The organism is Niallia sp. FSL W8-1348 (assembly GCF_038006745.1).
Classification (GTDB): Bacteria; Bacillota; Bacilli; order Bacillales; family Cytobacillaceae; genus Niallia; species Niallia alba.
The window spans coordinates 1,724,028-1,747,268 of record NZ_JBBOVV010000001.1; the positions used below are offsets into that span (position 1 = coordinate 1,724,028).

Sequence of the window (23,241 nt, forward strand, 5' to 3'; positions counted from 1 at the left end):
GCTCCCTAATATTCATTCAAACATCTGTAAAATCTCCAGTGCAATTTCATCAAGTTCTTCTAACCTTTCTCCTGCTGTTGGACTTTCAGCAAGTCTTATTAAATCCATTTTAAATTGCATTCTTAAATCCTCTGGCAATCTTTTCACCAAAATTATTAAACACCAATACTTCCAAACGTCATCATTCGTGGCTAAAACATTTTTAATTAGTGGTACAATTTCATCTGGACAAGTTAATAGAAGTTCTGAAACCTCCTCTGCTACCGGCCAGTTCATGTCCTGAATCCATTCCATAAGACCTGGTAACAAAAGAACGAGTTCTTTTCTACTTAGGTTCTTTAATTGGTTTACTCTTTCGGAGTCATGCTTATCTCTTGGTAGATATTCAGTGTAATTTTTCATTTTGCACCTTTAAGTTCATAATGTAATTTATAAATTTAGTTTATGTACAAACTTTTTTCACTGCTTCAATAAAAGAATTAATCATCAACAACTTTAATTAAATCGGTGTGTATCATTACAAAGTAGGTTTCGATTAATTCTCTCAATTTTTCATTGAGGTTATAATATTCTCCGTTCGCTTTTTCGATAACGCTATAAAACTTATTTTCATCTATTTCATTATTTTCCAAAGCAATGTACAATCTCCACATTTCCTCGCCATATGTTTTTTCAATCTCGGCATACTCATGAGCATCTATTTTTTCAAGAACATCGATTAGTTCTTCCAAATATCGAGTGATTCCTACTTTCTCTATATGGTCTGAATTCCACCTTAATAAACTTTCATGACCTCCACTTTCCATTTCTGAATAGTATTGAAGAACAATAAATGCTTCATATGCTATTTTATTTTCTGATGAGTAGCCAAATTCAATCAGCACATCACTAACATTGTTCCATATATCATCTCGATTTAATAAGTCTCCTCTTTTTATTCTTGTCTTCTTATTCATGCTTAGAGTCACCTTTCTACCTTCATTTAAATACCTTTTTGGATAGAATCTCCAAAAATAAATTATATTCTTCAGCCAACCATTAGCGTTTCAATCTCACACTGTAATATCTCATAGCCTTCAAATTACCTTCCATCTCAAAAACACCCTTTTCTATCAGCTTTCTTAGCCGATACTCAAAGAATGCATCCCCCATATATTGGTCTAAATGCCCTATCACTTCTCCTATTAGTCTTGCAGATTTCATAAAAGGTTCAGGTTCTTGTACTCTTTCTCGGTCAATCTGAAGTTTTTTCGCCATATTTATCATATATTGGTCGTAAAAGACTTCTCTAACGCTCTTTATCTCTTCATTTCTCCAGATACGCAAGGTTTCCTTGGAATCGGCAAGAGCCATCCATTCTTCCTCAAGTTCCTTTCTCTCGTACTCTGATAATGATTTTGATTGGTCTTTCTCGTAGATAACTTGCAATTGCTCTGGGGACATTTCTCCTGTTTGTAGAATAGTATATTGAATATCTGGTCGATTAAAATGTTCAGCATATGCCTTTGTTGCATTAATCACCTTGATTTCATTCGTTTTATTCCGCAATAAATATAGAACATATCGTAGTCCTGTCTGTTCATGAGTGTTATCAGCTACCCATAGCGTAATTGGCACATTGTCAGGAACAGAATTTATTTGATTGACAGTGTTATAAAATCCCTGTTGATAATCTTGAAATTGGTCATCATCCATCACATTTTTCATCCATTGAAATCTTGCTTCTTGCCCATCACTTTCATGTAGTTGCTCAATAAGACCAATCGAGAATATATCCCAAAAGGAAATAACCTTTTCCCTCTTAGATAGGCCCATTTTCTTTAAAGCATATTTTAGTGACCCTGCACCAGAAAGCCCAAAGAGAATATGTACCTTTTGAAAAGTCTCTTCCTCCTTCGCTTCCGACCGTTCCTTTGATAATTTGAACACCGTTTCGTATATGCTTTCCACGTCATTTATAAAATTCGTCTCTGAATAATCCGTTTCTTTTACAAGATTCAATCGGAATAAAATATGAAATAGTAGTGACTTTGCTTCGCCTTCAGGCAGTTCTTCAATGGATTTTTTCAACTTTTCTATTTCCACTATGCCACTCTCCCTATATTCACCTATAAACTCAAATACTATGATTATCAGCAATTTACCACAGAAAATGAATTTTTAAATAAGTCTAAATCCATTCTATGTTATTATTTGGTATTAAGAAAGCCATTTATGAACTGCTTTAAAAAGGAAACAAAAACATAAATACGGAGGTATTTCTTGTGGAAAATTCAAATGAACATCAATATTTAAGGGGTTTAAGACTGGAACGTGACAGCATAGCTTCATTTGAGAACTACCCCTTTCGTTTACCAAGCATAAAGACTTTGGATGAACTATCCTTTCATCCAAATGTCACTTATTTTGTTGGCGAAAATGGGATGGGCAAATCAACGTTATTAGAAGCCATTGCGATTAATACTGGATTTAATCCCGAGGGTGGTACTTTCAATTTTAACTTTTCAACCTTTGATTCTCATTCTCCATTGGAAAAGTATATAAAATTAATAAGGGGATTCCAAAAACCAAGAGATGGATTTTTTCTACGGGCAGAGACTTTTTATAATGTGGCTTCCAACATCGAAGCATTAGACAGTGAACCTGCTCCAGGACCACGAGTGATTGATTCCTTTGGGGGAGTGTCGCTTCATGAGCAGTCGCATGGGGAATCTTTTTGGGCAACATTTATCAATCGTTTTGGGGGAAATGGCATTTATCTATTAGATGAACCAGAGGCCGCCCTATCCCCTCTTAGACAACTATCCATGTTAGCCCACATTCATGAATTAGTCCGTCAAAATTCGCAATTTATTATTGCTACCCACTCTCCCATCATCATGTCGTATCCAAATGCTAAGATTATCGAACTTACAGAGGAAGGGGCTAAAGAAACCACTCTTGAAGAAACGAACCATTATCATATCATGAAGCAGTTTTTTGACGATAAAGAAAGATTATTGCATCATTTACTTAATAAGTAGGATAATCTTATCAGTGAATGAATCGCAACTGAATTACACTCAGCCTGTATTTTTAACATTTTCCAAGCACATACAGGCTGTAATTTATAAATAACGTCTAAAAATTATGTCTTCCTTTCTTCTCTCTATTAACTACATAAAGTATTCCAGCTACCAAACAAAGAATAAGTGCCATATTAATACCGCCAAGATGTAAAAAACTTTTCATTAAAGCCATTAGAAAATTCATCATATTATCTACTCCCATTCTTCAAAGGATAAGTTGGTAGGTTCATCTAAAAGGTCGGCAGAAAAATCAATGTTGGTCGTTGGTGTTTGTTTATCTACTTCCTCAAATTTAAGTTCATCAATCCATACCTGCCCTTTCCCCGAAAGTAAAACACCAAAAGCAATGACTGCACTGTTTTCAGGTACATCTAAAACAATATGATAATGATTCCATTCATTATTCCCTGTAATTGGGCGGTCACCCATATTATCGAATTGCAATACATCATGTAGTGCATCATCGACTCGCATCCAAAATCCACAAAATCCATCAACCTCTTTAGATTTTAAAAATCCAGAGAGCTTTAATCGTTTGCCAAGATACTTCTCGGCTTTAAATTCCTGCATCATTGTTGCAAACTCACCTTGAGATTGGGCAGTAACAGATTTTAGGAATCCAGATGCCCTCCCTTTATGAGCGTTTTCTCTATCAATTCCCATCTGATAATTAAACGGATGACTCCCACTTAACTTCCATCCTTTTAATAGCTGTTCATTTTTCAACACGATTTCCTCCCTTTGTAAAGTTAATTTGCCTATCATTTTACGGTATTGTCCTGGCGGTAAATTGTAATATTTCTTAAATGAACGAGTAAATGATTCTTGCGTTTCAAAGCGATAATAGAGAGCGATATCTATTATCTTTTCATCCGTATAAAGTAACATGTTAGCTGAGTTAGCAATTCTTCTATAACGGATATATTCAGATGCAGTTATACCAACCTCTTTTTGAAAAACACGAAAAAAATGATATTTTGAAAATCCAGCAAACTGAGCAACACTTTCTAAAGATAGCTCTTCATGTAAGTTCACCTCTATATACTCAATCGTTTTCTGTATGATAGAACTATAGCTCATTACATGAACCTCCTTACAAATAAGATAACAAAGAGAAAACTAATTTTTTTGACATATATTGCTTTTTTTATCCATTTCTTCAATTTTTCACGCAAAAAAAGAGGGTTCACTTTCCCTCATTCTGTTCGGCATTGGTTGTATTTTTGCTATTTGTCATCCCTTTTATTAATGCAATCTTCGCAAATTAAACATTTAGGCGTTATTTTTAACACAAATATTCCTCCATAATTTTCATTTGACTATTTGCATATTAATTCAAGCAAATTCACATTAATCCCCTATCGACAAATAACCATTTGTTTATATAAGATTAATTCCCATATATTGTTTCCCTTCTTTTTATTTATTCACTGATTGGAATTTGAAATATCACATGTCTTCCTGTCCACATTTCGCTTTCAACAATTAATTCTTTACTTTCCTTTTGAAAAATGAATCCCGCACCCATTTGTTCTTTATAGGTAAGCGTAAAATAATGCCCACCTAGTTTTTCAGGTGGGCATTAGTGTATTCTCTATTTAAGTTTAGCTGGAATCCGGCATTCCTCTGGAATAGTCTTTGACCACGGAAGGAACTGGTCAAGTGCTTCCTGATCATCTATATCTATTTGTGGCAGCTGTTCAAAAAGATAAGTTAAATAATTTAATGGATTTAATTGATTCTCTTTGGCCGTTTCGACAATGCTGTAGATGACCGCACTGGCAGTTGCTCCTTTCATCGATTGGGCAAATAGCCATGCTTTTCTTCCCATAACGAATGGTTTAATCGAACGTTCTGCTCTATTATTATCGAGTTCAAGTCGCCCGTCTTTCATAAAGACAATGAGTTTTGACCATTGGTTTAAACTATAATTTATGGCATCACCTAATTTGCTTTTAGGTGGAACTTGAGGGCGTTTGGATTTTAACCATGCCAAATAAGCGTCCAACACGGGTTGACTACGTTTTTGACGTTCTTCTTTTCGCTGTTCAGGGCTACAATCTTCAAATTCCTCTTCTATCTGTTTTTCAATTTTAAATAATTGTGTACAGAATTGAAGACCTTCAGCTGCGAGACTCTTAGATTTATCTACACCCGTAGGCAAAGATTTGAGCGTTTCGTCATATTTACGGCGTGCATGTGCCCAACAGCCAACTAACTCCACATCCTTCATATCATGGTAACCTCCATAACCATCGACATGAAGATAGCCCGCAAATCCTTTTAAAAATGCTTTCGGGTGTTTACTATGACGAGAAGTTTTATAGTCATATAAGATAATCGGTGAAACATCCCGACCAGATCGATACAACCACATATAGGATTTGGAAGTTGCTGCTTTACCAGGTTCCGCTAAAACTTGAACGGTTGTTTCGTCCGCGTGTAGACAGTCAAGTTGAAGTAGTAACTCATGCAAGCGATTGTATAGTGGTGAGAGCCATTTCGTTGCACCATATATTACCCAGTTGGCAATCGTTTGGCGTGATAGGAAGACACCAAGTCGTTCAAATTGTTTTTCAATTCGATACAACGGCATTCCCTCTACGTATTTTTGATTCATAATATAGGCCATTGAAGAAGGGGAAGCGTGACTTTTTGGAAAAACTGCCGCAGGTATTTTAGCTGTCACAACTGGTGTTTCGATTCCTTCACGTTCACATTGGCGACAGCTGTAAATATGTTGTACATGCTCAACAACCTTTACTTGAGCAGGGATGATTTTTAATTCTCTACGTGTTTCCGTGCTCATTTCATGTACCGTTTCGCCGCAACACAAACAAACCTGCTCTTCTTCCGATAAACGATAATGGATCGTTTCCATAGGCAAGTTTTCAAGCTTCGCATCCCGTTGTCCTACATACTTCTTTCGATGATAAGTAATCGTTTCAAGTGTAGGCTCTTCCACTTTTACATCCGCTGTCATTTCAGCTTCATTAAAAAGAGGTAGTTCGATCTGATCCGGATTGGTTTTTTCACTAGATGCCCCGAATTTCTTTTGTTGGCTTAGTCGGAATTGTTCTTCCAACCATTTGATTTTTGCCTCTAGGACTTCTTTTTGTTTTTCTAAATCCGCATTTTTCGCTGCGAGTTCTTCAATTGTATCTTGTAGTTCATTCGTAGTTTTTCCCATAAAAATAGAATACCATAAAGAGAGGTGACATAGTTGGTCAATTCTCTCTAAATGATAACTTTTGCACTCATTTTTGGATGAGCTTGTTTTTGTTCAAGTGGAAGTCCATCCAGCAACCAGTTGAATTGACGAGGACTGATCGATAGCGGCTTAGTAGTTTGTCCATCTGGCCATTGAAAAACGCCATTTTCCAGTCGGCGATAATATAACCAAAACCCATTATGATCCCAATGAAGGATCTTTAGTTTATCTCGTTTCCGATTACAGAACACAAATAGATTGGAAGAGAAAGGATCCAGTTGGAAACTCATTTGTACAATCGCTGCCAAACCATCAATGGACTTTCTCAAATCTGTTGCACCCATCGCTAAATAGACTCGTTGAATAGGTGTTTTACTTAACATGGGATTGAAGAACCTGAAGTACTTCATTTAAAAGTGAATGGCTGAAGCCTTCTTTAATTTCAATTGAAACATCGCCTACCTTAACCGTTAAAGTAGCTGTATCTTCAATTAAGTTGGATGAATCAATGGCAACCCATTGCTTAAGAGGATAAGCGACGTGAGTCGCCTCAGTTTTCAATCTTTTCATCCAGCTATACATACTTTGAACACCTACTTGATTTTGTTTACACCAAGCTTTGACACTTGGTACTCGACTAGATCTGTAAGCATTGATGCGATCTTGCCACATTTGTTTACGTTCATCTACTGACATAAAAAACCTCCTAACAATTGATGTTAATGTGATTATCACAAAACACGGCAATTATTAGAAGGTGTGGAGTATTTGTCGCTTACATAAGTGGAAAGTAACCGAAGAAGCTCCTAGAGATCCAATCAGCGGAAAACGAAGACAAATAACTAGAAGAGCTGACACAAAAAAGAAGCCCTCGCAAAAATCGACGAGGCATTTAAAAAGCTACAGAAACAGGATAACGGCGAAGTCTCTGCAGATCTAACTGAAATAACAGTAAAAGATTTATTTGCGCGTTGGTTCGAACTAACAATGAAACGAAAAATAAAGGAAACAACGTTTAAGGAATATACGAATGCTGTTAATTATCGAATTGTACCTGTGTTAGGGGATTACCAAGTAAAAAAATTAAATACTCTACTCCTGCAAAAGTTTATAAATGATTTAACTGATGAAGGACTTTCCCCTCGGTATATAGAGTATCTTAATACCATTCTTTATGGCGCATTGGATGCTGCACGTAAATGGAAAATTATACAGACTAATCCTCTTATTGATGTGGATAAGCCAAGACCTAGAAGAGTAGAACAAAAAACGTGGTCTGTTAAAGAGATGCATATATTTTTAGATGTAACTAAATTAACGAATCCTCGTCTTTATGCACTTATCCACACCGCATTATTCACTGGTTGCCGTCGCGGTGAAATTTTATCCCTCACTTGGGATGATTTAGACATAGAGAACCAGTATCTTAATGTGGATAAATCATTGATATATAATAAAGATGGTTATAAGTTTTCCACAACAAAGTCGCAATCTTCTAACAGAGTGATAAAAATTGGTGACTCCGCAATAAATGTATTAAAGGGATGGAAAGCGCAGCAAAACAAAATGAAAATGGCTCTTCGTAACAGTTACGAGGACCTTAATTTAATCTTTGCTACACAAACAGGAAAACCCATTTATCCTAGATCGTTGACCACAGAATTTAATAAAGCAATAAAAATTGCTAATGTTCCCAAAATTCGCTTTCATGATACTAGACATACCCACGCAACTATTTGTCTAGAAGCTGGTATGACATTAAAAGAAGTTCAGGAACGCTTAGGACATAGCAGCATAAAAACTACCGGAGATGTCTATGCTCATGTCACTGAATCAATGAAAGAAAAATCAGTTGATCTACTTGAGAAATTCATCTCAAAATAAGTTTTTTGCAAGGTATGTGGTCAAATTGTGGTCAATGTGTACATACCTTGCAAAAAACCCTTGTTATACCAACGATAGCCTCGCCACTGCCTCCACATGTGTCGTCACTACTATGTGAACACAATTTATTATCCTCGTTGACTGTATGTGAACACAATTCGTTAGATGTTTTTGTGTTTTCTTTTTTCGCATTTCTTCGTGCAGGTTTAAATTTTTCACCATCAAGACTATTACTTAAACCTGTTTTATATACAAACGTAATCATCGCAGGATCTTTGTTTCCATCTTCATCTACTCCACCTACAATTACCTTATCAACGACACTTTCAAATACATATCGGTCAAAAGTTTCAATCACTTCATTTTGTTCCAAAACTTTCTTGAAAGCTAATAAGCGTTTTTTAATATCCTTTTCTTCTTCCAAGTTTGATAACGACTTTTCTTTTGTTTGAACCCTTTCATTAATATCTTGCATGAGTGAATTATATTTATCTTCATACGTATCTTTATCGATAATATTCTCCAGTCTCATATCCACTAATTTATTCTTTTTGTTTTCTAATCCTTGAATTTCTTTTTCCATTTTAGCTATTTCTTTATGAATCGTATTGGAGCTCAATGTTTCTTCCATTCGTTGCAAAAATTCCTCCAATACGTCTTTGTTATTATTACACATAATTCGGTAACTTTCTAGAAAAGCTTTTTCAATAGCTTCTTCGGGTATTCCTTTACTGTCTGGACAAAACTTTTTTCCCTTCTTTGTACTTGTAACGCACTGCCAAATCGTTTTACTATATTTCGTTGAACTATGCCATCTGCGTCTTGTTAATGTACTTTCACAGTAACCACAATCAATCATACAGCTAAACGCATATTTACGACTATACTTCTCTCGCTTCCCACCATTATTTTCTACTGTATTTCGCCCGCGATTTCTTCTTATCCTGATTTCCTGTGCTTTATCAAATATTTCCGCACTGACAATTGGTTCATGGTGATTTCGTAAATAGTACTGATCTTCCTCACCAAAGTTTTCTAATCGACGTTTTGAAATGGGATCTAATGTAAAAGTTTTTCCCATTAAAATATCGCCTTTATATTTTTCATTCTTTATAATTCCAAGTACAGTTGTTTCAGCCCATGTTGGAGTACCTCTCTTTGTTTTGTAGCCTAAATTCTCTAACTCCCTTGAGATGATACTACCTCCTGCTCCTTCAACATACCTTTGAAAAATATAACGAACAATTTCCGCTTCTTTTTCGTTTATTGAAATACTTTTATCTTCCGGATGATAGTCATAACCAAGACACCCTTGAAAACCGACTAGCTCTCCACGTTGCATTTTCATCTTTAATCCTTTTTTAACATTTGCAGATATATTTTCAACTTCCTGTTGTGCGACTGAACTTAAAACAACAAGTAACAATTCACCATCCATTGTCAGCGTATTGATTTTTTCATCTTCAAAATAAACGGCTATATCTCTTTCTTTTAACATACGAACATATTTCAACGTATCTAATGTGTTCCTTGCAAATCTAGATATTGATTTCGTAATCACCATATCAATATCTCCATTCATACAGTCATTAATCATTCGTTGAAAATCTTCACGTTTAGTAATCTGTGTACCTGTGATGGCTTCATCCGCATAGATATCAGCTAACACCCATTCTACATTTTTCTGAATTAAATCAGAGTAATAAGAGACTTGTGATTTATAGCTACTTAACTGATCTTCTGAGTCTGTACTTACTCTACAATATACTGCTACCCTAAGCTGTTTTATTTCTTTTCCACGTTTCTGGTTGGCTAAGTTACTATTGGCACGAATAACTTCTACCTTTGACATAACAGTTCCTCCTTTTGTGTTCCTACCTATTTTCTATTGTATCGCCAATAGAAACACAATTCAGCCTGTAATATCAGAAATAATGCCATATTCTTTCATTAATCTATTTTTAACCATGTAATATTCCTTTTCAGTAATCAATTTACGGGTTAGCAGTTGTTTTAACATAGCAATTTGCATACTATAAAGAATCAAATTCTGTTTCAAAAAACACGCCCCCTTATAATTAATCAATTAAAAATCAGACGGCTGTTGGTACAGCTCCACGGGAATTTCACCCCTGCAAGTATTCCTTCCAGCTCTATTCATAGCTTGCGACGCTTTGAACGCTCGAACCATGACGATAGAGGAGTATCATTATCCTATTTGATGGGTTATCGCCAGCAATCCACCACAATTGCATTAGATTCATAGATGATCGCACGTTTCTTCTATTGAAAGTCATAGCGCATGAATCAAGTGGCTCATCATCAGTAGAAAGTATCTGATTTTTCCAATATATACTGCAAGACGTTATCTCCCTTGCTTTCTTTGTCAAAGAACAAATATATGATTAATGAAATGAAAGGGAAAACCTAACCATATAATCAAATCTTGAAAGCTAAAATAGCTTGCATAAGCTTCGAACGTAAACGATCACGGGTATCTTCATCAATGCCCCAATACGTATTTCCTTGTTCATCATAAAGTTTACGCATGGACAAACTTGTCATGTAGCTTCCATAATGCAGAATAACCACTTCTATTGCTTCTGGCTCACCCTTATTTGCAGCTAAAATAATTAGGTATGGTAATAAACCACGTTCGTTGTCCTTTGTGTTAGCATCAATCATCCCATTCATCTGCATGTTCCTCCAAAAATCGCTTTAACCCATTAAAAGAGCTTGTCCGTCTATACTGAACAGTACTACGTGGAATCTCTAGTAGTTCAGCAATTTCTACATCTGATTTATCAAAAAAGTAGTAGAGTAGGACTGTATTACGCTTTTCTATTGGTAAAGTACGCATCGCTTCAGCAAGTAACCTTGGAGTGATTCTCTTACCAGCCACTTGTAGACTTTCTCCTTCTTCCCCTTCATATTGCTTATCTAAGGTATAAAGTAGATTTTTCTCTTGTGGTGTAAGATCAGAAAATGTCATCTCCTTTGCCTGCCTTTTTTGCCTTTCGTTGTAAATATTGATTGCTTCATTCTTCAATACACGTTTACAAAAAGCATTAAATGCACAGCGAATTTGCCACTCGGTACGATCTGGTTCTATCATGCATTTCCTCTCCCTTCGCAACTGCAAAGGCGGGTGATGATTTCCCCTTTCATAACCTTCAACAAGATTTTTTATGAAATGCCAAAAAAATCAGCACTTTTATTAAAAAAACCCAACTGAACTTCAGCCAGTTGGGCATAAATTTTAGATATTTCATTAGGTACTGTATGTCGATAGATTGAAAAACTTGCCATTTCATAGTGCATTAAAATTTCTCTTAAAATATTGAATGGTATATAGTTAATAGAGAAATTAATATACATGGAGAATTCCTCCTTTTAACCGCCATATCATTAAATTAGAACAAACTTAATACACCTCTAAAATCTTAATTTTTAGAGAAACCACCATTTTCAGCATGTTTATTTTGATTAATTTATTCTATGACTTATTTACAACTCGACAACGGCTTTACATAACTACTTTTTTGGAAAAAGTGTATAAGACCACGAATAAATAAAATCAGCTATAAAAACAATTCCCCAAATTACTCCAATCCCCAAGGTTACATCATTAGGATAAGGTGATTCTTCGGCTATTCCTTTATTTATCCATGAAAGATTACTTAAATACATTTTTATTTCTGAAATATTTTCTGTACCCACCCGCCAAAAAATAGCTTGAACTGATACAAATATAATTAAATGTATAAAAGAAGAAAGACGATACTTTTTTGCAATATATTCAGGGTTATTATTTCGATTTATAATTTTATAATCTTTATCCGACAATAATTCAATTCCACGTAATGTACCAATCTTTTTACGCATCCAGCGATCCAATTTCATAAAATCGAATATGCCAAATGTACACGCATAAATGATGAAAACAATAATAACAATTTGGAAGGTTGAAATTTCTCCCGTTTGCGAATAGACATATATCCCAAGCGCCCCTTCAATTATTAACATAAAGAGAAAGATAAAAATAAACATAATACTAAGTCTAGATTTATCAAAAAAGTATCGAAATATACCAAATAAAACTAGCGATCCAAATGACAACAATTCTATGAAAATAAACAGTTCCCAATTATATTTAATAATTAAATCCATAAAAAACTTCCTTTTTAATTTTTTAATTAATTAGTTAAAACAACAGTAATAGTATATAAGGGAACGCCTTGATATATTTATGAACGATTTCGATTTTCAATCTGATGTATCCAATTTAAATCTGCATCTAAATGTAAGAGCGTACCACTTATTAATAAATATTTATTCTCTTCACCTTTAATAAGTAACTCAGTCTTTAATTTAGTCAACTCCATTACATCTTTCATTATTAGTGCTTTTTGTTGATCAAGCATAATAATTTCTTGATCAAAATGGATTTTGCGAGCACAACTCCATTTGAAGTGGAAATCGTCTTTAGTAGAAGAGTAAGGTACAGGCTCTAACAACCATCTTGTTAATTCTTTTTCACCTTCCGGCTCTAACTTGTATAACTTTCTTTCTTGATCATCTATTCCTGCCGTGGAAACAAGTTGATCACGAATTAGACGATCAAGGGTAGTATATATTTGACCAGGATTAATTTTACCTTTGATTCCTAAAAGAGACTCTAACTCAATTTTTAATTCGTATCCATGATTTTCTTGATGGAATAGCAGTGTTAATATTCCATATTTTACTGACATATTTTCTCAACCTTCTTTGAGTGATGATAAAATATTTGTTTTACTAGCTGTCGTACTGGCAATCCAAGATGCAAAGAGACTTAGTAAAAGACCAGCAATCAATGCTACCCCAATATTATTAATAGGCATCTGAAAGGATATAAAATCCCCTAAAAGCTTTGATTTACTAATAACGTAGAGTAAAATCACACCCGATGCCACTCCTCCAATAACTCCTGCTAAACCTATGAGTAAACCTTCTCCAATCACCATTTTCCTTACTTGCTGTCTAGTAAATCCAATAGCTCTCATTGTTCCAATTTCAGATGTACGTTCCAAGGTATTCATCAAAAGAGTATTAGCTGTACCAATGCTTGCTAGACCAATAATTAGGAAGAGCATGATTAGTATTAATTCGTTCATACCAGACAGCGCAGAAGTAGTTGATTTAATTTCATCCTCGACTGTTTTAACTTTTGAAAGGTGCCCATTGAAATCCTTCCATAACTGATCACGTAATTGCTCACCGTTATATTTACTGTTTAATGTTAATAGCATATCAAAGCTATTTCCCCAACCAAATTCTTTATTTAAATGCCCCTCATCGATAAAACCAACATATCCTGAATAATGTGAGGTATCTACGACATCAATAACTTTAATTTTTTGTTTCCCTGAGGGAGTATTTACATTCATGTATTCTCCAACTTTTCCGCCCCATTCATCAAAAGCTCGTTTACCAAGCAGAATAGATGGTTCCTCTTGTAACTCTAGATATAGTGAATCTTTTCCTGAATCTTCAAATAAAGCTGGCCCATTATCATTGATGGCAAAAATAGAAAATTGTCTATCCTCAGCATTAATAGTTTCCCATGTAATAGGTGTCGCTTCTGTTAAAGGGACAACATTTGCAATAGAATCATAAGAAAATAAAGTTGTTATATCCTCACTAGACCAAGGAGCTTCTGATGTAATTCTTATATCACCTCCATACGTATTTCTAATTTCACTCTCATAACCTTCAGGTGCTGATTCTATAACAGAGCTTAACAATAAAATTACTGCTATCCCTATAGCAAGTATAGCGGAAGTGTTGGCATTTCGATTTAACTGCTTCGTAAGGCTATGGGTAGCTAATATTCCTGAATAGCCGAGAAATATTTTGAAAATAGGTTTAAAGATTTTACTTATTCCTTTTAACAAGAATGGGAACAGCAAAATAATACTTGCTAAAATAGCTAAATAGGAAACAAAATGATCGATAAATATAAAAGTAAGTAACCCCACTCCAACAATACCTCTAAATACATATTGTCCTTTTAATGAGTCTGTATGATTACCCATTTTTAATGTTAAGAGGACTGACGTTTTTCCAGCATTGTATATAGGGAATAAGGAAAAAATAATTGGGAATACAATTCCTATTACTATAGCCACAACTGTAGGCATTTTCCAATTTAGAGTGTAAACCATATCAAAATCAAACACACTGAGTAATGTTTGCATAAAAATGTCACCAAGCCAAATACCAATTGGTACCCCAATAATGGTACCAATTAATGACAATAGTATTACTTCAATCAAAACAAGCTTAGAAATAGAGGTTTGCAGATAACCAAAGCTTTTCATTATTGCAAATTCCTTTTTCCTTTCCATCACACTTGTATAAATCATATTAAAGACAATGAAGCCACTAATGAGCATTGATAAACCAGCAATTAAGTAAAAGAATGTATAGAGTCCCCCAATATCATTACTTTGTCGATCATCCGCGACAACTGGTTGAATATATACATTTGAATCCTTAAGTTCTTGCTGTAAAGATTGAAAAAGTTGTTCTCCTTCTTCATTTGTTTGAAATCTTACATAAGAAAGCTCATCATCCATACTTGTCCACTCTCTTAACATGTTAAGTGGAGCCATTACTCTAAAGCTGGTGGACTCAGCATCTTCCCAATTACTTGGACTTGCAAGTAATTGGGTATACTCAACAATTGCAGAAATTTTAGCTTCTCCCAAATCACTAAACCGAATGGTGTCTCCAACTTTTTTGTTTAATAGATTGGCTAGGACATCCGGTAATATCAATCCCTCATTGTCTAAACTACCTTCAATAACAGGAAGTTTTAATAAAGAGCTATTTTGATCATTTACACCTGTAATTCGTACGGACCGTTGATTCAGCGATTTATCGCTTAGATCAATGAATGCTTGTTTGTCAAGTACAAACAATGATTCAGTAACCATTGTATTATTTAATTTGGCTGAAACACTATCCTCTGAAAAAGTTTGTTCATCGCTTAAAAGCCAATAATCAGCATTTGCTACATACATTTGTTCATAGTACTTAAAAACTTCATTTGTTGTTCTATCTGCGATTAGCATGGATGTAATAAAAGCGACACCAATAATTATTCCAAGCAATGAAAAGAAAAATCTTTTTTTGTTTTGTGTTACGTTACGCCATGAAATTCGCCACATATTTAGCATAATCTTCTTCCTTTCTAGAAATCATTTGATCGATTACCCCGTCTTTGAACAGAATAATTCGATCCGCAAACCCAGCGGCGAAAATATCATGAGTAACCATGATAATTGTTTGATTGTATTCTCTATTGAATTTTGTAATTAAACCCAGAATGTCCTCGGCTGTATTCCTATCTAAATTTCCTGTTGGCTCATCTGCTAATAATACTGTTGGTTTGCTAACCAATGAACGGGCTATAGCCACGCGTTGCTGTTGCCCACCACTGAGCAAATTAGCTCTTTTACGGCCTAGACCTTTCAATCCAACAGAATTAAGTAACTCTAAAATTACCTGCTTTTTTTCTTTTGTTAAATTTCCATCGGCGTGAAGAGGAAAAGCAATATTTTCTTCCACACTAAGGTTAGGTAATAATTGATAGTTTTGAAAGATAAAACCTATATTTTTCCTGCGAAATATTGTTCTTTCCTTTTCTGTCATATTATTTAAATAACTATTATTAATAATTATTTCTCCTTCAGTAGGTACATCAAGGCCACCTAAAAGTTGGAGTAATGTACTTTTCCCTGACCCACTCGGGCCCATAATTGCCACAAATTCTCCTTCCTTAATTTGTAAACTGACGTCTTTTAATACTTCGGTTCTTTCTTGTCCTTGCAAGAATTCTTTTGTTAGATTTTTAACCTGGATCACTTTATCAAACCTCCTAATTCTAATATTATTATATACTAAGTATACAATAATTCAAACGATATATTTTTATAAAGGCTATTAAATTCATAAAACACCTTTAAACCAATGATATTCCCTGTTTATCGTATATACTAAGTATTTAAAATGAAATTTAAATACAGAGTTCAATAGTTCCAAATAATGAAAAAAAGAATATTAATAAAATGTCCAAATTAATAAGTAAAAGTTTTAACAATTTTATCTAACAATCATCCAGTTAGTATCTTTTTCTAAATAAAGTATATATTGTGAGACTTCCATTGTCTTTGTCGTTTCGTTCAAATACTTCACCGATAACCAAACTTTTATCTGTTTTCCAGATTGTTGGACCATAGGGTTAATCAGCTCAGAAAATATATAGTCTTTATTAATTGAAGGTAAGGCATAATTTTTCACATAATAAGCAAGCTCCTTCTCTGTTGCAGTCGGATAAAATGTAAAGAATATCTCCAAAAACTCTGTCACTTCTTGTACAGTATCGGAATCGACTGTACCATTACTTTCAGGTTGTTGTGGTTCATAATCTGATTTATTCGGCGTATTCCATAAGGTAGGACTTTGGGTAATAACTATGTTTCCTATGCTATCTTGATGAAGTAAAATTCGATAAGTAGAACTGATTTCTTTGCTATTCTTATCTTCTGTAATTTTTTGCTCTACTGTATAAACAACCGCATAAGTATCATCATCTTCTTGTGATATCGACCAAATATCAATATCACTCACACTCGAACTAGTAGGAATATCTGCTCTTACTGTATCGGTATTTAATGCTTGTAATTCCTCTGTTAGATAAAGACTTAATTTTTCTTCTCGTCGTTCAATAGACTCTTTATTGTTTTGCCACGTATAGTAATCTTTCACAAAGTTTTTCGTAAAGCTTTCAATTGCACTTGTGTCCACAAGTTTTGTTTCAATGACTTCTTTTTCATGAACTGTATGCTGATCAATTGCCGTAAAGTTCTTATAAATCCCAAAGACAAGGCTACTGATTAATACAATCCACAAAACCGTGACGGATTTCTTACGCGTTCCAACACTTTTTACTTTTGCTTTCGATGACTTTGTTTCCACCGTTTGTTTTTCTTTTTTTCTAAATATGTTTTTCATTTATTCCAACCCTTCCTATTGTTTAATGCGCCCTGCCCCAATTAAATGTTTTTGCCAATAAGCAGTCGTTAAGTCTGCATAGCCAATTGGATCACCTGCGTTATACATTTGATTGTCTCCAAGATAAATTCCAACATGGGTAACATACGTTCCAGAGTTATACGTTGAATGGAAAAACACTAAATCACCCGGTTTTGCTTCCGATAAAGATATATGTTCTGTAAAGTCATATTGTTGTTGTGCTGTTCTTGGCAAATTAATTCCGGCTTTTTGATAACTCCATTGTGTAAGTCCACTACAATCAAAAGAAGTGTTTGGGTTATCCCCACCAAATACATAAGGGTAGCCTTCGTACTTCAACGCTTCATCCATCACTAGTTGCACGATATCACCATCAAATTGTGGGGAGTGAAAATATTGATTAACTAAATCAGCGTAAAACATATTGCCATAAAGGTATCGCCAACCACCGTTCTTTTTTACCGCAATTGGGTTGGAATAAGCGGTTTTACTTCCTTCTGAATGTTTTTTCGCAAAGCTTTGGGCTAAGTCAAAACTATATTGTTTTCCTCTTTCCGCAACATAATTAATAAAACCGCCGCCATAGTTATACGCTTGTATAACCGTATTTCCATCCACTCCTTTAGATTCTGCTGATTGAATTAAATCCGCAAAATATCTTACCCCTTGTTGGATAGATGCTTCTGTATCTAATGAATTCGGCGGTAACCCCAATGACTCGCTCGATTGCATCACATCAACCAATCTTCCGCCACTTTCCACTTCCATAATTGCAAGTAATGTTGACACATATTCACTAATGCCATATTCTTTCGCATATTTCTCTACCATTAGTCGATGCTTTAATACATCTGCCGACACAGAGACGCTTCCCCCGCCATCAATGCCCGAATAATTTCCTCCTGATGAATCATCTTCATTAAAAATGAAGAGAGCCACAAAAACTAACAATCCCAAAAAGAGTATAAAGCCTACTCCATACGTAATGATCATTACTTTTAATCGCATGACCTTCATTGGCGTTCCCTCCTATTTGTAGGTACGGAACGTTTCTGAAGCTGTCTTTTCTTCATTACTTTGATTGGTTTACCTGGACGCTTCATAACTTTTCGTATTTCTTGTTTATTTTCCATTTCTGGACGTTCTTTAGAAGTTGTTCTTTTTCTTTGTAAATGCGACTGTTCAATTTGATTATGCATCCCATGGGCTAGCTGTTCTTGTTCGTTTGATGATGTCTTTTGTTGCCGTATAATTCTTCCCACAATCGATTCTCTTTGAGTAACTGGTCGTGTATGAGTAGCCTGATCACGAGAAGGTGCACGTTTTTTATCCAATGCTCGTCGTTTATCTGCAATCGTTTGGCGATGTTTCACTGTTCTTTCTTTTGTTGCTTTTTGTCTTTGTTCTTTTGCTTGTACCACACCTTCTTTAAAATCGTGAACTGGCTTTTTCAACTGTTCTGTTCCTTGCATCACTGCATATTTCGTATTCGTCGGTAAATCAACCAATTGTTCTTTTCGATGTTTGATATTTGCTCGAACCTGACTTTTTGCACCAAGTACTTTCCCAGTTACTTGACCAAACTTCTGACTTAATGAAGTTGGATTCGTCTGTTCGTCCGCCTTTTCTCGATTCTTTTTTGGTGATGATGTGAGCCGTTGTAATGGATGAAAGGGGGATGAACTCCCTTTTGTTTTTTTAGACTGACCAACTAATGCGCCAGCCGTCGCTCCAGCAGTTGCCCCTGCAAGCGTACGAGTAATATTACGTTGCAATCGGCGGCCACCTCGATTAAACATGCGATAAGGCCGACGCATCACTTTACGACCGACGTTTTGTGAATCATTGCTTTGTAAGCTGAACATACTCATGATGTCACCAAGTTTCATGTAAATGCCTGCGAATGTCACAATTTGCAAGAAAGCAATTAAGAAAAATGGATAGCTTGTTGTTAAGCTGTACAACATAGATGAAATACTAAAAGCAACTGTAATAATTAACGTGATACCCGCACGCAGCATAATCACATTAAATAACTTCATAATCGCTTGTTTCCCCATGTTTTCAAAAGTTGGTATCATGGATAATAGGAAGCTAATCGGTAAAAACATCGCATAAATAATAAACAGAATTTGCGAGAAAATCATAATACCCGATAATAAAAATACGAAAATGGATATTCCAATATTAAATAGAAATAAAAAGAAGACCATTCCTAAACGTGTCGTGGTCTTCGTAATCGTTAAATTTTTATTGTCATGATCCTCAATTTCCGCTTTAACCGCATTCTCACGATCTTTTCCGTTATTGGCATCTGGACTAATGGAAACTAATGTTTCAACTCGATCTTCGCCAATCTTTTCCTTGTCTGAATCATCAAATTGCAACAACATCCAAGGTTGCTCCACTTGAATAGAAAAGAGATTATTTCGTATCATATCCACACTATCTCTTCCTTGACTGGTGGAACTTGGCATCAAGATTTTTGTTCCTAAATCTAAACTTGCTTGGCTAATATCGGCTGAAAAATCATTGATTTTTGTAATGTATGTTGGTGCGTAAGCGATAAAGGAAGCAGACAAAATAAACACGACCAAAAAGTTTAAAATCGCTCGAATCGCTTTCGTTGTTTCTCGTTTCATTAATCCTGTATAAGCCACGTAAATTCCAATGACTAAAATAAACAGAAGTAGAAAACCGACATAAAATCCTGAACTACTAAAACCACTTGCTGTAATCCCGGCCAATGTTTGCATATTCTTCCCAATCGCATCTGCTGTTTGGGAAATGAAATCAAGAGAATAAGCTTGTTGAATTAAGTAGCCTGTGGCATTTGATAAATACAAACTGATAATCCAAATGAAGTTGGTAATCGTATAAAGTCCATACATGACTTGTTTACCAATTCCATCATTCCAGTTCCATGGCAACCAATCCCAACCTGTATCGACATAAAAGTCCAATTGGTAATGGTCCAATGGATAGAGAGAATACAAGTTATCTTCTGATACCATATCGTCGACTAACCCCGCAGCTTGCGCAAAAGTTCCAAGTAATAGAAGACATAGAAAAACGGCAGCACTAATGAGTACTGCCGTTAAAATTACTTTTTTAAATTGTCGTTTCTTCACATCATCACCTCGTCTCTTTTTCATTTGTAGGTGGCCGCGTATCAAAGGCATCAAATAAATCTTCAAAAACAGGATGGACTTGAATAATCCCAACACGTCCATATAAATCTTGAATCAAACATTGACCGTTTTCAAGTTCACGAAGTCTTCTTTGATTTCCTTCATCTTCTTTATCGACGCCAAAGAATTCTAATGTCTTTTTAATTTCATTAATATCTCTAGAACGAAAGGCAAACTTCACACCGATATTGTTTTTTAGTTTTTCATCGGTTAAATCATCCGCATTTTGTGTGACAAAATATACGCCCGCATTCATGGCACGTCCAGCTCTTACTAGTTTGTTAGACAGTGTTTTCCCTTGAGCGACTTGCAGGAAGGACCAGGCTTCATCTAAATCAACAATTTTAAATATACTTCGGTCAGAATGGATAAAGTCTAATGCAAAGGTAGAAATAACAATCAGCATAGAGACACTAAGCAACTCCATCGTCGTATATTCTTCAAAATTTGTTTCTGCATCTGGTAACACCAAATCCGCAACTTGAATCATATTTAACTGTTTTTCTAAACTAATCGAATTTTCCACAGTCCCATCCGAAAACAGAAGGTGAGCGAAGTCATAGTCAGTAAAACTTTCGATATGATCAGCAATAGGACCAGCTAATGGATTGGGGTCACTTCTTAATTCATGAATGACGAGAAGTAAGCCACGTTCTTCCTGTTGACCAACAGCTCGAATCGCTCGTCGTAATACAGGGAATTTATCTCCATCCCGACTCGATATACCTGTAAGGAAGGTAAGAATATCAATCGCAAGACTTTCCGAGTCCTTTTTCTTTTTCATAATGACAAAAGGATCAAGTAATCCTTTGTTGGAATCATCACTTGTTAAATTGACAATATTTATTTCATGAGCAATTTCAGGCAACGTTTCTTTCCAGTTTTCTCGTTCCGCTTTTGGATCAACAATGAGAGCTTGACCACCAAAGAGAACGGCATAATATACGAGTAAATTATTCGAGAATGATTTCCCACCACCAAGTGAACCTAAAAATGCGGAAGCAAGCGCATTAGTGACGGAACCTTTTACCCCTTGGCTTGCTAAACTAGGATTGAGATATACATTTCTTCCCGTATCTAAGTTGTAACCAAAATAAATTCCTTCTGTTTCACCAAGCATTTGTGTCGCACCAAATCCAAGCCCCGCTAAAAAGTCAGATGTAACGTACTGAATATAATCATTCATATACCGTTTACTAGCGGGAATAAATTCACTGTGTAACCCAATCATATCGCCAAATGGACGAACGAGTTTTACGTTTAAATCATCATAAAAATCTTTCACTTCATTACAACGTTGTTTGAGTTCATCTAAAGTAGGTGCAGAAACTCGAATAACATAGCTTAACTTATACATTGATTCTTTACTTTGATCGAGTACATCTTCTAATTCATTTACTTGTTCCAACGCTTCTAGCACATTACTTCCTGTTTCATTGTTGGATTCCCACGCATGATTATCTAAATCTTTCAGTTCTTTTTTCTTATTTCGTACAGTCGATAATGCTTTTTTATTCGTCACAATTTCTACATTCATGGATGTATCAATAGGGAAGGTGAGTTGTTGTTGCTGGTAATAAAAGATTTCATCTGAAGGGAATTCCAAATCACCTACAATCGAATTAATCGTAAAATATGCAACATAAGTTGTTTGTTCTTCCTGTTCGATTTTTAAATAACGCTGGTTTTCTTCCATTAAACAACGTGTTGGTTTGATAATATCATAACGTTTCACTAATGTTTCTTGTTTTAATTTTTTTAGTGGAAGCACGTAGTCATACTCTTCATAAGCAATATTTGATTGACCATGCAGATGTTCAATCAAATATCCAAAATCGTTTTTATCTAAGGGCCGTATTTTGAAACGCCTTGAAATTTTGTTTTGTAGCAAAGATTCCATTTTAGAGAAACGTCTCATTTCATCATGAGGCATGGAAACAAAATCGCCCATTAAATGATGGTTCACATCACGAACAAAAGAAGATAGTGAATTTTTGATTGATTTCCCCATTGATTTCATGCTGACTTCTTCTTCATTCAACAATAACTTAAAACCGATAAAGAAACGATAGTCTACCTGATGTTCTCCAATCATTGAAACAAGTGCTTCGGTTTGATCATCAATCCGTGCATAAGCAACATCTTTTAACCTTCCAGTAACTAAATCCTTACTACGTTCTTGAACAGAACGAATACTACTAGCCGTACTAATTTGTAGGGCATGAATTTTTCCATCTTGATTTTGTGCAATCAATTGGCGAAAGTGATCATGTACTTGAACTTTTTCATCTGGTGACAAAAAAGAATAATTATAGGGAAGCAATTCATAATAAGCAAAACATTCGCCGTCATGATTAAAGACGAGATTATTTTCTATATATTTAATCGGATAACGCATGCAGTTCACTCCTTACTGTTGTAATATTTTCTTTCATTTTCACTTGTTGTAATTTGATTGGTTTCGCTGCATAGGTTACTTTGGGACGAAAAAAGTAAGTCAACACAGATTTCAGAAAGCTATATGGCTTTTTTCCATCAAATGTTTTTTGACTCATAAACCATGTTAATCCAACTGGAATTCCCACATATTTTAATAACGCTCCATTGATCAATGAGAGTGGGGGAAGATTCCCGAGTAACATGACGAGTAGTAAAGAAAGTACAAACCACGACATTTGATTAAAGGTAACAGGGAAGGGCAAGCGAAAATCATTGATTGCATAAATGACTTTTTCAACTGACCAAATACGTGTATAACTTTTTAGTTTTTTCATAATTTCTCCTTTCAAAGAAGAAAACAGCCTGC

At 35.1% G+C, this 23,241-nt stretch carries 24 protein-coding genes; 2 read left to right on the top strand and 22 right to left on the bottom strand.

Annotated features, from left to right (window positions below):
• Positions 1-12 precede the first annotated feature (12 nt).
• The 3 genes from NST60_RS08180 to NST60_RS08190 all read right to left on the bottom strand — a co-directional run bounded on the left by NST60_RS08180 (position 13) and on the right by NST60_RS08190 (position 2,085).
• Entirely contained in the window at positions 13-402 is a 390-nt protein-coding gene (locus NST60_RS08180; RefSeq protein ID WP_016202188.1) for a DUF5071 domain-containing protein, read from the bottom strand.
• A 77-nt stretch (positions 403-479) separates the two neighbouring features.
• On the bottom strand, positions 480-956 hold the full coding sequence (locus NST60_RS08185) for a DMP19 family protein (protein WP_169187791.1): 477 nt from the start codon (positions 954-956) through the stop codon (positions 480-482).
• A gap of 82 nt (positions 957-1,038) precedes the next feature.
• Complete coding sequence (locus NST60_RS08190) at positions 1,039-2,085, bottom strand: DUF1835 domain-containing protein (protein WP_101729731.1); 1,047 nt, start codon at positions 2,083-2,085, stop codon at positions 1,039-1,041.
• 179 nt (positions 2,086-2,264) lie between these two features.
• Between NST60_RS08190 and NST60_RS08195 the strand changes: the two genes are divergently transcribed.
• Positions 2,265-3,023, top strand: coding sequence for an AAA family ATPase (locus NST60_RS08195; RefSeq protein WP_016202185.1), 759 nt, complete (start codon positions 2,265-2,267; stop codon positions 3,021-3,023).
• Positions 3,024-3,120: 97 nt separating this feature from the next.
• Here NST60_RS08195 and NST60_RS08200 read toward each other — a convergent pair whose 3' ends face one another.
• The 5 genes from NST60_RS08200 to tnpA form a co-directional block, all read right to left on the bottom strand.
• Positions 3,121-3,255, bottom strand: coding sequence for a hypothetical protein (locus NST60_RS08200; protein ID WP_263479781.1), 135 nt, complete (start codon positions 3,253-3,255; stop codon positions 3,121-3,123).
• A 5-nt stretch (positions 3,256-3,260) separates the two neighbouring features.
• Positions 3,261-4,148: a helix-turn-helix transcriptional regulator gene (locus NST60_RS08205; protein WP_101729732.1), complete on the bottom strand. Its 888-nt coding sequence runs from the start codon at positions 4,146-4,148 to the stop codon at positions 3,261-3,263.
• A gap of 514 nt (positions 4,149-4,662) precedes the next feature.
• Positions 4,663-6,258 (bottom strand): IS66 family transposase, encoded by a 1,596-nt coding sequence (gene tnpC, locus NST60_RS08210; protein ID WP_101729548.1) that lies wholly within the window; start codon positions 6,256-6,258, stop codon positions 4,663-4,665.
• Between the two features lie 47 nt (positions 6,259-6,305).
• Positions 6,306-6,662 (bottom strand): IS66 family insertion sequence element accessory protein TnpB, encoded by a 357-nt coding sequence (gene tnpB, locus NST60_RS08215; protein ID WP_016205487.1) that lies wholly within the window; start codon positions 6,660-6,662, stop codon positions 6,306-6,308.
• Positions 6,652-6,975, bottom strand: coding sequence for an IS66 family insertion sequence element accessory protein TnpA (gene tnpA / locus NST60_RS08220; protein WP_101729549.1), 324 nt, complete (start codon positions 6,973-6,975; stop codon positions 6,652-6,654). The genes tnpB and tnpA overlap by 11 nt, the downstream gene beginning before the upstream one ends.
• Before the next feature lie 249 nt (positions 6,976-7,224).
• Here tnpA and NST60_RS08225 point away from each other — a divergent pair, with 249 nt between their 5' ends.
• A complete protein-coding gene (locus NST60_RS08225) occupies positions 7,225-8,163 on the top strand; it encodes a tyrosine-type recombinase/integrase (RefSeq protein ID WP_224427773.1) in 939 nt (312 codons plus the stop codon).
• Between the two features lie 31 nt (positions 8,164-8,194).
• Here the strand turns inward: NST60_RS08225 and NST60_RS08230 are convergent, their stop codons facing one another.
• The 14 genes from NST60_RS08230 to NST60_RS08295 form a co-directional block, all read right to left on the bottom strand.
• The gene (locus NST60_RS08230) at positions 8,195-10,015 is read right to left on the bottom strand and encodes a recombinase family protein (RefSeq protein ID WP_341098618.1); all 1,821 of its coding nucleotides are present in this window, start codon (positions 10,013-10,015) and stop codon (positions 8,195-8,197) included.
• Between the two features lie 60 nt (positions 10,016-10,075).
• Positions 10,076-10,222, bottom strand: coding sequence for a hypothetical protein (locus NST60_RS08235; RefSeq protein WP_050349802.1), 147 nt, complete (start codon positions 10,220-10,222; stop codon positions 10,076-10,078).
• A gap of 380 nt (positions 10,223-10,602) precedes the next feature.
• Entirely contained in the window at positions 10,603-10,857 is a 255-nt protein-coding gene (locus tag NST60_RS08240; protein ID WP_341098620.1) for a helix-turn-helix domain-containing protein, read from the bottom strand.
• Positions 10,841-11,278: an RNA polymerase sigma factor gene (locus NST60_RS08245; protein WP_341098621.1), complete on the bottom strand. Its 438-nt coding sequence runs from the start codon at positions 11,276-11,278 to the stop codon at positions 10,841-10,843. The genes NST60_RS08240 and NST60_RS08245 overlap by 17 nt, the downstream gene beginning before the upstream one ends.
• Positions 11,279-11,349: 71 nt before the next feature.
• The gene (locus NST60_RS08250; RefSeq protein ID WP_341098622.1) at positions 11,350-11,541 is read right to left on the bottom strand and encodes a hypothetical protein; all 192 of its coding nucleotides are present in this window, start codon (positions 11,539-11,541) and stop codon (positions 11,350-11,352) included.
• A 156-nt stretch (positions 11,542-11,697) separates the two neighbouring features.
• Positions 11,698-12,333 (bottom strand): hypothetical protein, encoded by a 636-nt coding sequence (locus NST60_RS08255; RefSeq protein ID WP_341098623.1) that lies wholly within the window; start codon positions 12,331-12,333, stop codon positions 11,698-11,700.
• 77 nt (positions 12,334-12,410) lie between these two features.
• Positions 12,411-12,917, bottom strand: a complete 507-nt coding sequence (locus tag NST60_RS08260; RefSeq protein ID WP_341098625.1) for a PadR family transcriptional regulator — start codon at positions 12,915-12,917, stop codon at positions 12,411-12,413.
• A gap of 6 nt (positions 12,918-12,923) precedes the next feature.
• Complete coding sequence (locus tag NST60_RS08265; RefSeq protein WP_341098626.1) at positions 12,924-15,386, bottom strand: ABC transporter permease; 2,463 nt, start codon at positions 15,384-15,386, stop codon at positions 12,924-12,926.
• Complete coding sequence (locus NST60_RS08270; protein WP_341098628.1) at positions 15,355-16,074, bottom strand: ABC transporter ATP-binding protein; 720 nt, start codon at positions 16,072-16,074, stop codon at positions 15,355-15,357. The genes NST60_RS08265 and NST60_RS08270 overlap by 32 nt, the downstream gene beginning before the upstream one ends.
• 237 nt (positions 16,075-16,311) lie before the next feature.
• The gene (locus tag NST60_RS08275) at positions 16,312-17,223 is read right to left on the bottom strand and encodes a conjugal transfer protein (protein WP_445304392.1); all 912 of its coding nucleotides are present in this window, start codon (positions 17,221-17,223) and stop codon (positions 16,312-16,314) included.
• Positions 17,224-17,238: 15 nt separating this feature from the next.
• On the bottom strand, positions 17,239-18,252 hold the full coding sequence (locus NST60_RS08280; RefSeq protein ID WP_341099811.1) for a bifunctional lytic transglycosylase/C40 family peptidase: 1,014 nt from the start codon (positions 18,250-18,252) through the stop codon (positions 17,239-17,241).
• A 5-nt stretch (positions 18,253-18,257) separates the two neighbouring features.
• Positions 18,258-20,399, bottom strand: a complete 2,142-nt coding sequence (locus NST60_RS08285) for a CD3337/EF1877 family mobilome membrane protein (protein WP_341098629.1) — start codon at positions 20,397-20,399, stop codon at positions 18,258-18,260.
• Positions 20,380-22,833: a conjugal transfer ATPase TcpF gene (tcpF, locus tag NST60_RS08290; RefSeq protein WP_341098630.1), complete on the bottom strand. Its 2,454-nt coding sequence runs from the start codon at positions 22,831-22,833 to the stop codon at positions 20,380-20,382. The genes NST60_RS08285 and tcpF overlap by 20 nt, the downstream gene beginning before the upstream one ends.
• The gene (locus NST60_RS08295) at positions 22,817-23,209 is read right to left on the bottom strand and encodes a conjugal transfer protein (RefSeq protein WP_341098631.1); all 393 of its coding nucleotides are present in this window, start codon (positions 23,207-23,209) and stop codon (positions 22,817-22,819) included. The genes tcpF and NST60_RS08295 overlap by 17 nt, the downstream gene beginning before the upstream one ends.
• Positions 23,210-23,241 lie beyond the last annotated feature (32 nt).

What these genes read in the sequence shown, in the direction of transcription:
- NST60_RS08180 (WP_016202188.1), bottom strand. Translation starts at nt 402, where the DNA reads ATGAAAAATTACACTGAATATCTACCAAGAGATAAGCATGACTCCGAA.
- NST60_RS08185 (WP_169187791.1), bottom strand. Translation starts at nt 956, where the DNA reads ATGAATAAGAAGACAAGAATAAAAAGAGGAGACTTATTAAATCGAGAT.
- NST60_RS08200 (WP_263479781.1), bottom strand. Translation starts at nt 3,255, where the DNA reads ATGATGAATTTTCTAATGGCTTTAATGAAAAGTTTTTTACATCTTGGC.
- NST60_RS08205 (WP_101729732.1), bottom strand. Translation starts at nt 4,148, where the DNA reads ATGAGCTATAGTTCTATCATACAGAAAACGATTGAGTATATAGAGGTG.
- tnpC (WP_101729548.1), bottom strand. Translation starts at nt 6,258, where the DNA reads ATGGGAAAAACTACGAATGAACTACAAGATACAATTGAAGAACTCGCA.
- tnpB (WP_016205487.1), bottom strand. Translation starts at nt 6,662, where the DNA reads ATGTTAAGTAAAACACCTATTCAACGAGTCTATTTAGCGATGGGTGCA.
- tnpA (WP_101729549.1), bottom strand. Translation starts at nt 6,975, where the DNA reads ATGTCAGTAGATGAACGTAAACAAATGTGGCAAGATCGCATCAATGCT.
- NST60_RS08230 (WP_341098618.1), bottom strand. Translation starts at nt 10,015, where the DNA reads ATGTCAAAGGTAGAAGTTATTCGTGCCAATAGTAACTTAGCCAACCAG.
- NST60_RS08240 (WP_341098620.1), bottom strand. Translation starts at nt 10,857, where the DNA reads ATGAATGGGATGATTGATGCTAACACAAAGGACAACGAACGTGGTTTA.
- NST60_RS08245 (WP_341098621.1), bottom strand. Translation starts at nt 11,278, where the DNA reads ATGATAGAACCAGATCGTACCGAGTGGCAAATTCGCTGTGCATTTAAT.
- NST60_RS08250 (WP_341098622.1), bottom strand. Translation starts at nt 11,541, where the DNA reads ATGTATATTAATTTCTCTATTAACTATATACCATTCAATATTTTAAGA.
- NST60_RS08255 (WP_341098623.1), bottom strand. Translation starts at nt 12,333, where the DNA reads ATGGATTTAATTATTAAATATAATTGGGAACTGTTTATTTTCATAGAA.
- NST60_RS08260 (WP_341098625.1), bottom strand. Translation starts at nt 12,917, where the DNA reads ATGTCAGTAAAATATGGAATATTAACACTGCTATTCCATCAAGAAAAT.
- NST60_RS08265 (WP_341098626.1), bottom strand. Translation starts at nt 15,386, where the DNA reads ATGCTAAATATGTGGCGAATTTCATGGCGTAACGTAACACAAAACAAA.
- NST60_RS08275 (WP_445304392.1), bottom strand. Translation starts at nt 17,223, where the DNA reads ATGAAAAACATATTTAGAAAAAAAGAAAAACAAACGGTGGAAACAAAG.
- NST60_RS08280 (WP_341099811.1), bottom strand. Translation starts at nt 18,252, where the DNA reads ATGCGATTAAAAGTAATGATCATTACGTATGGAGTAGGCTTTATACTC.
- NST60_RS08285 (WP_341098629.1), bottom strand. Translation starts at nt 20,399, where the DNA reads ATGAAAAAGAGACGAGGTGATGATGTGAAGAAACGACAATTTAAAAAA.
- tcpF (WP_341098630.1), bottom strand. Translation starts at nt 22,833, where the DNA reads ATGCGTTATCCGATTAAATATATAGAAAATAATCTCGTCTTTAATCAT.
- NST60_RS08295 (WP_341098631.1), bottom strand. Translation starts at nt 23,209, where the DNA reads ATGAAAAAACTAAAAAGTTATACACGTATTTGGTCAGTTGAAAAAGTC.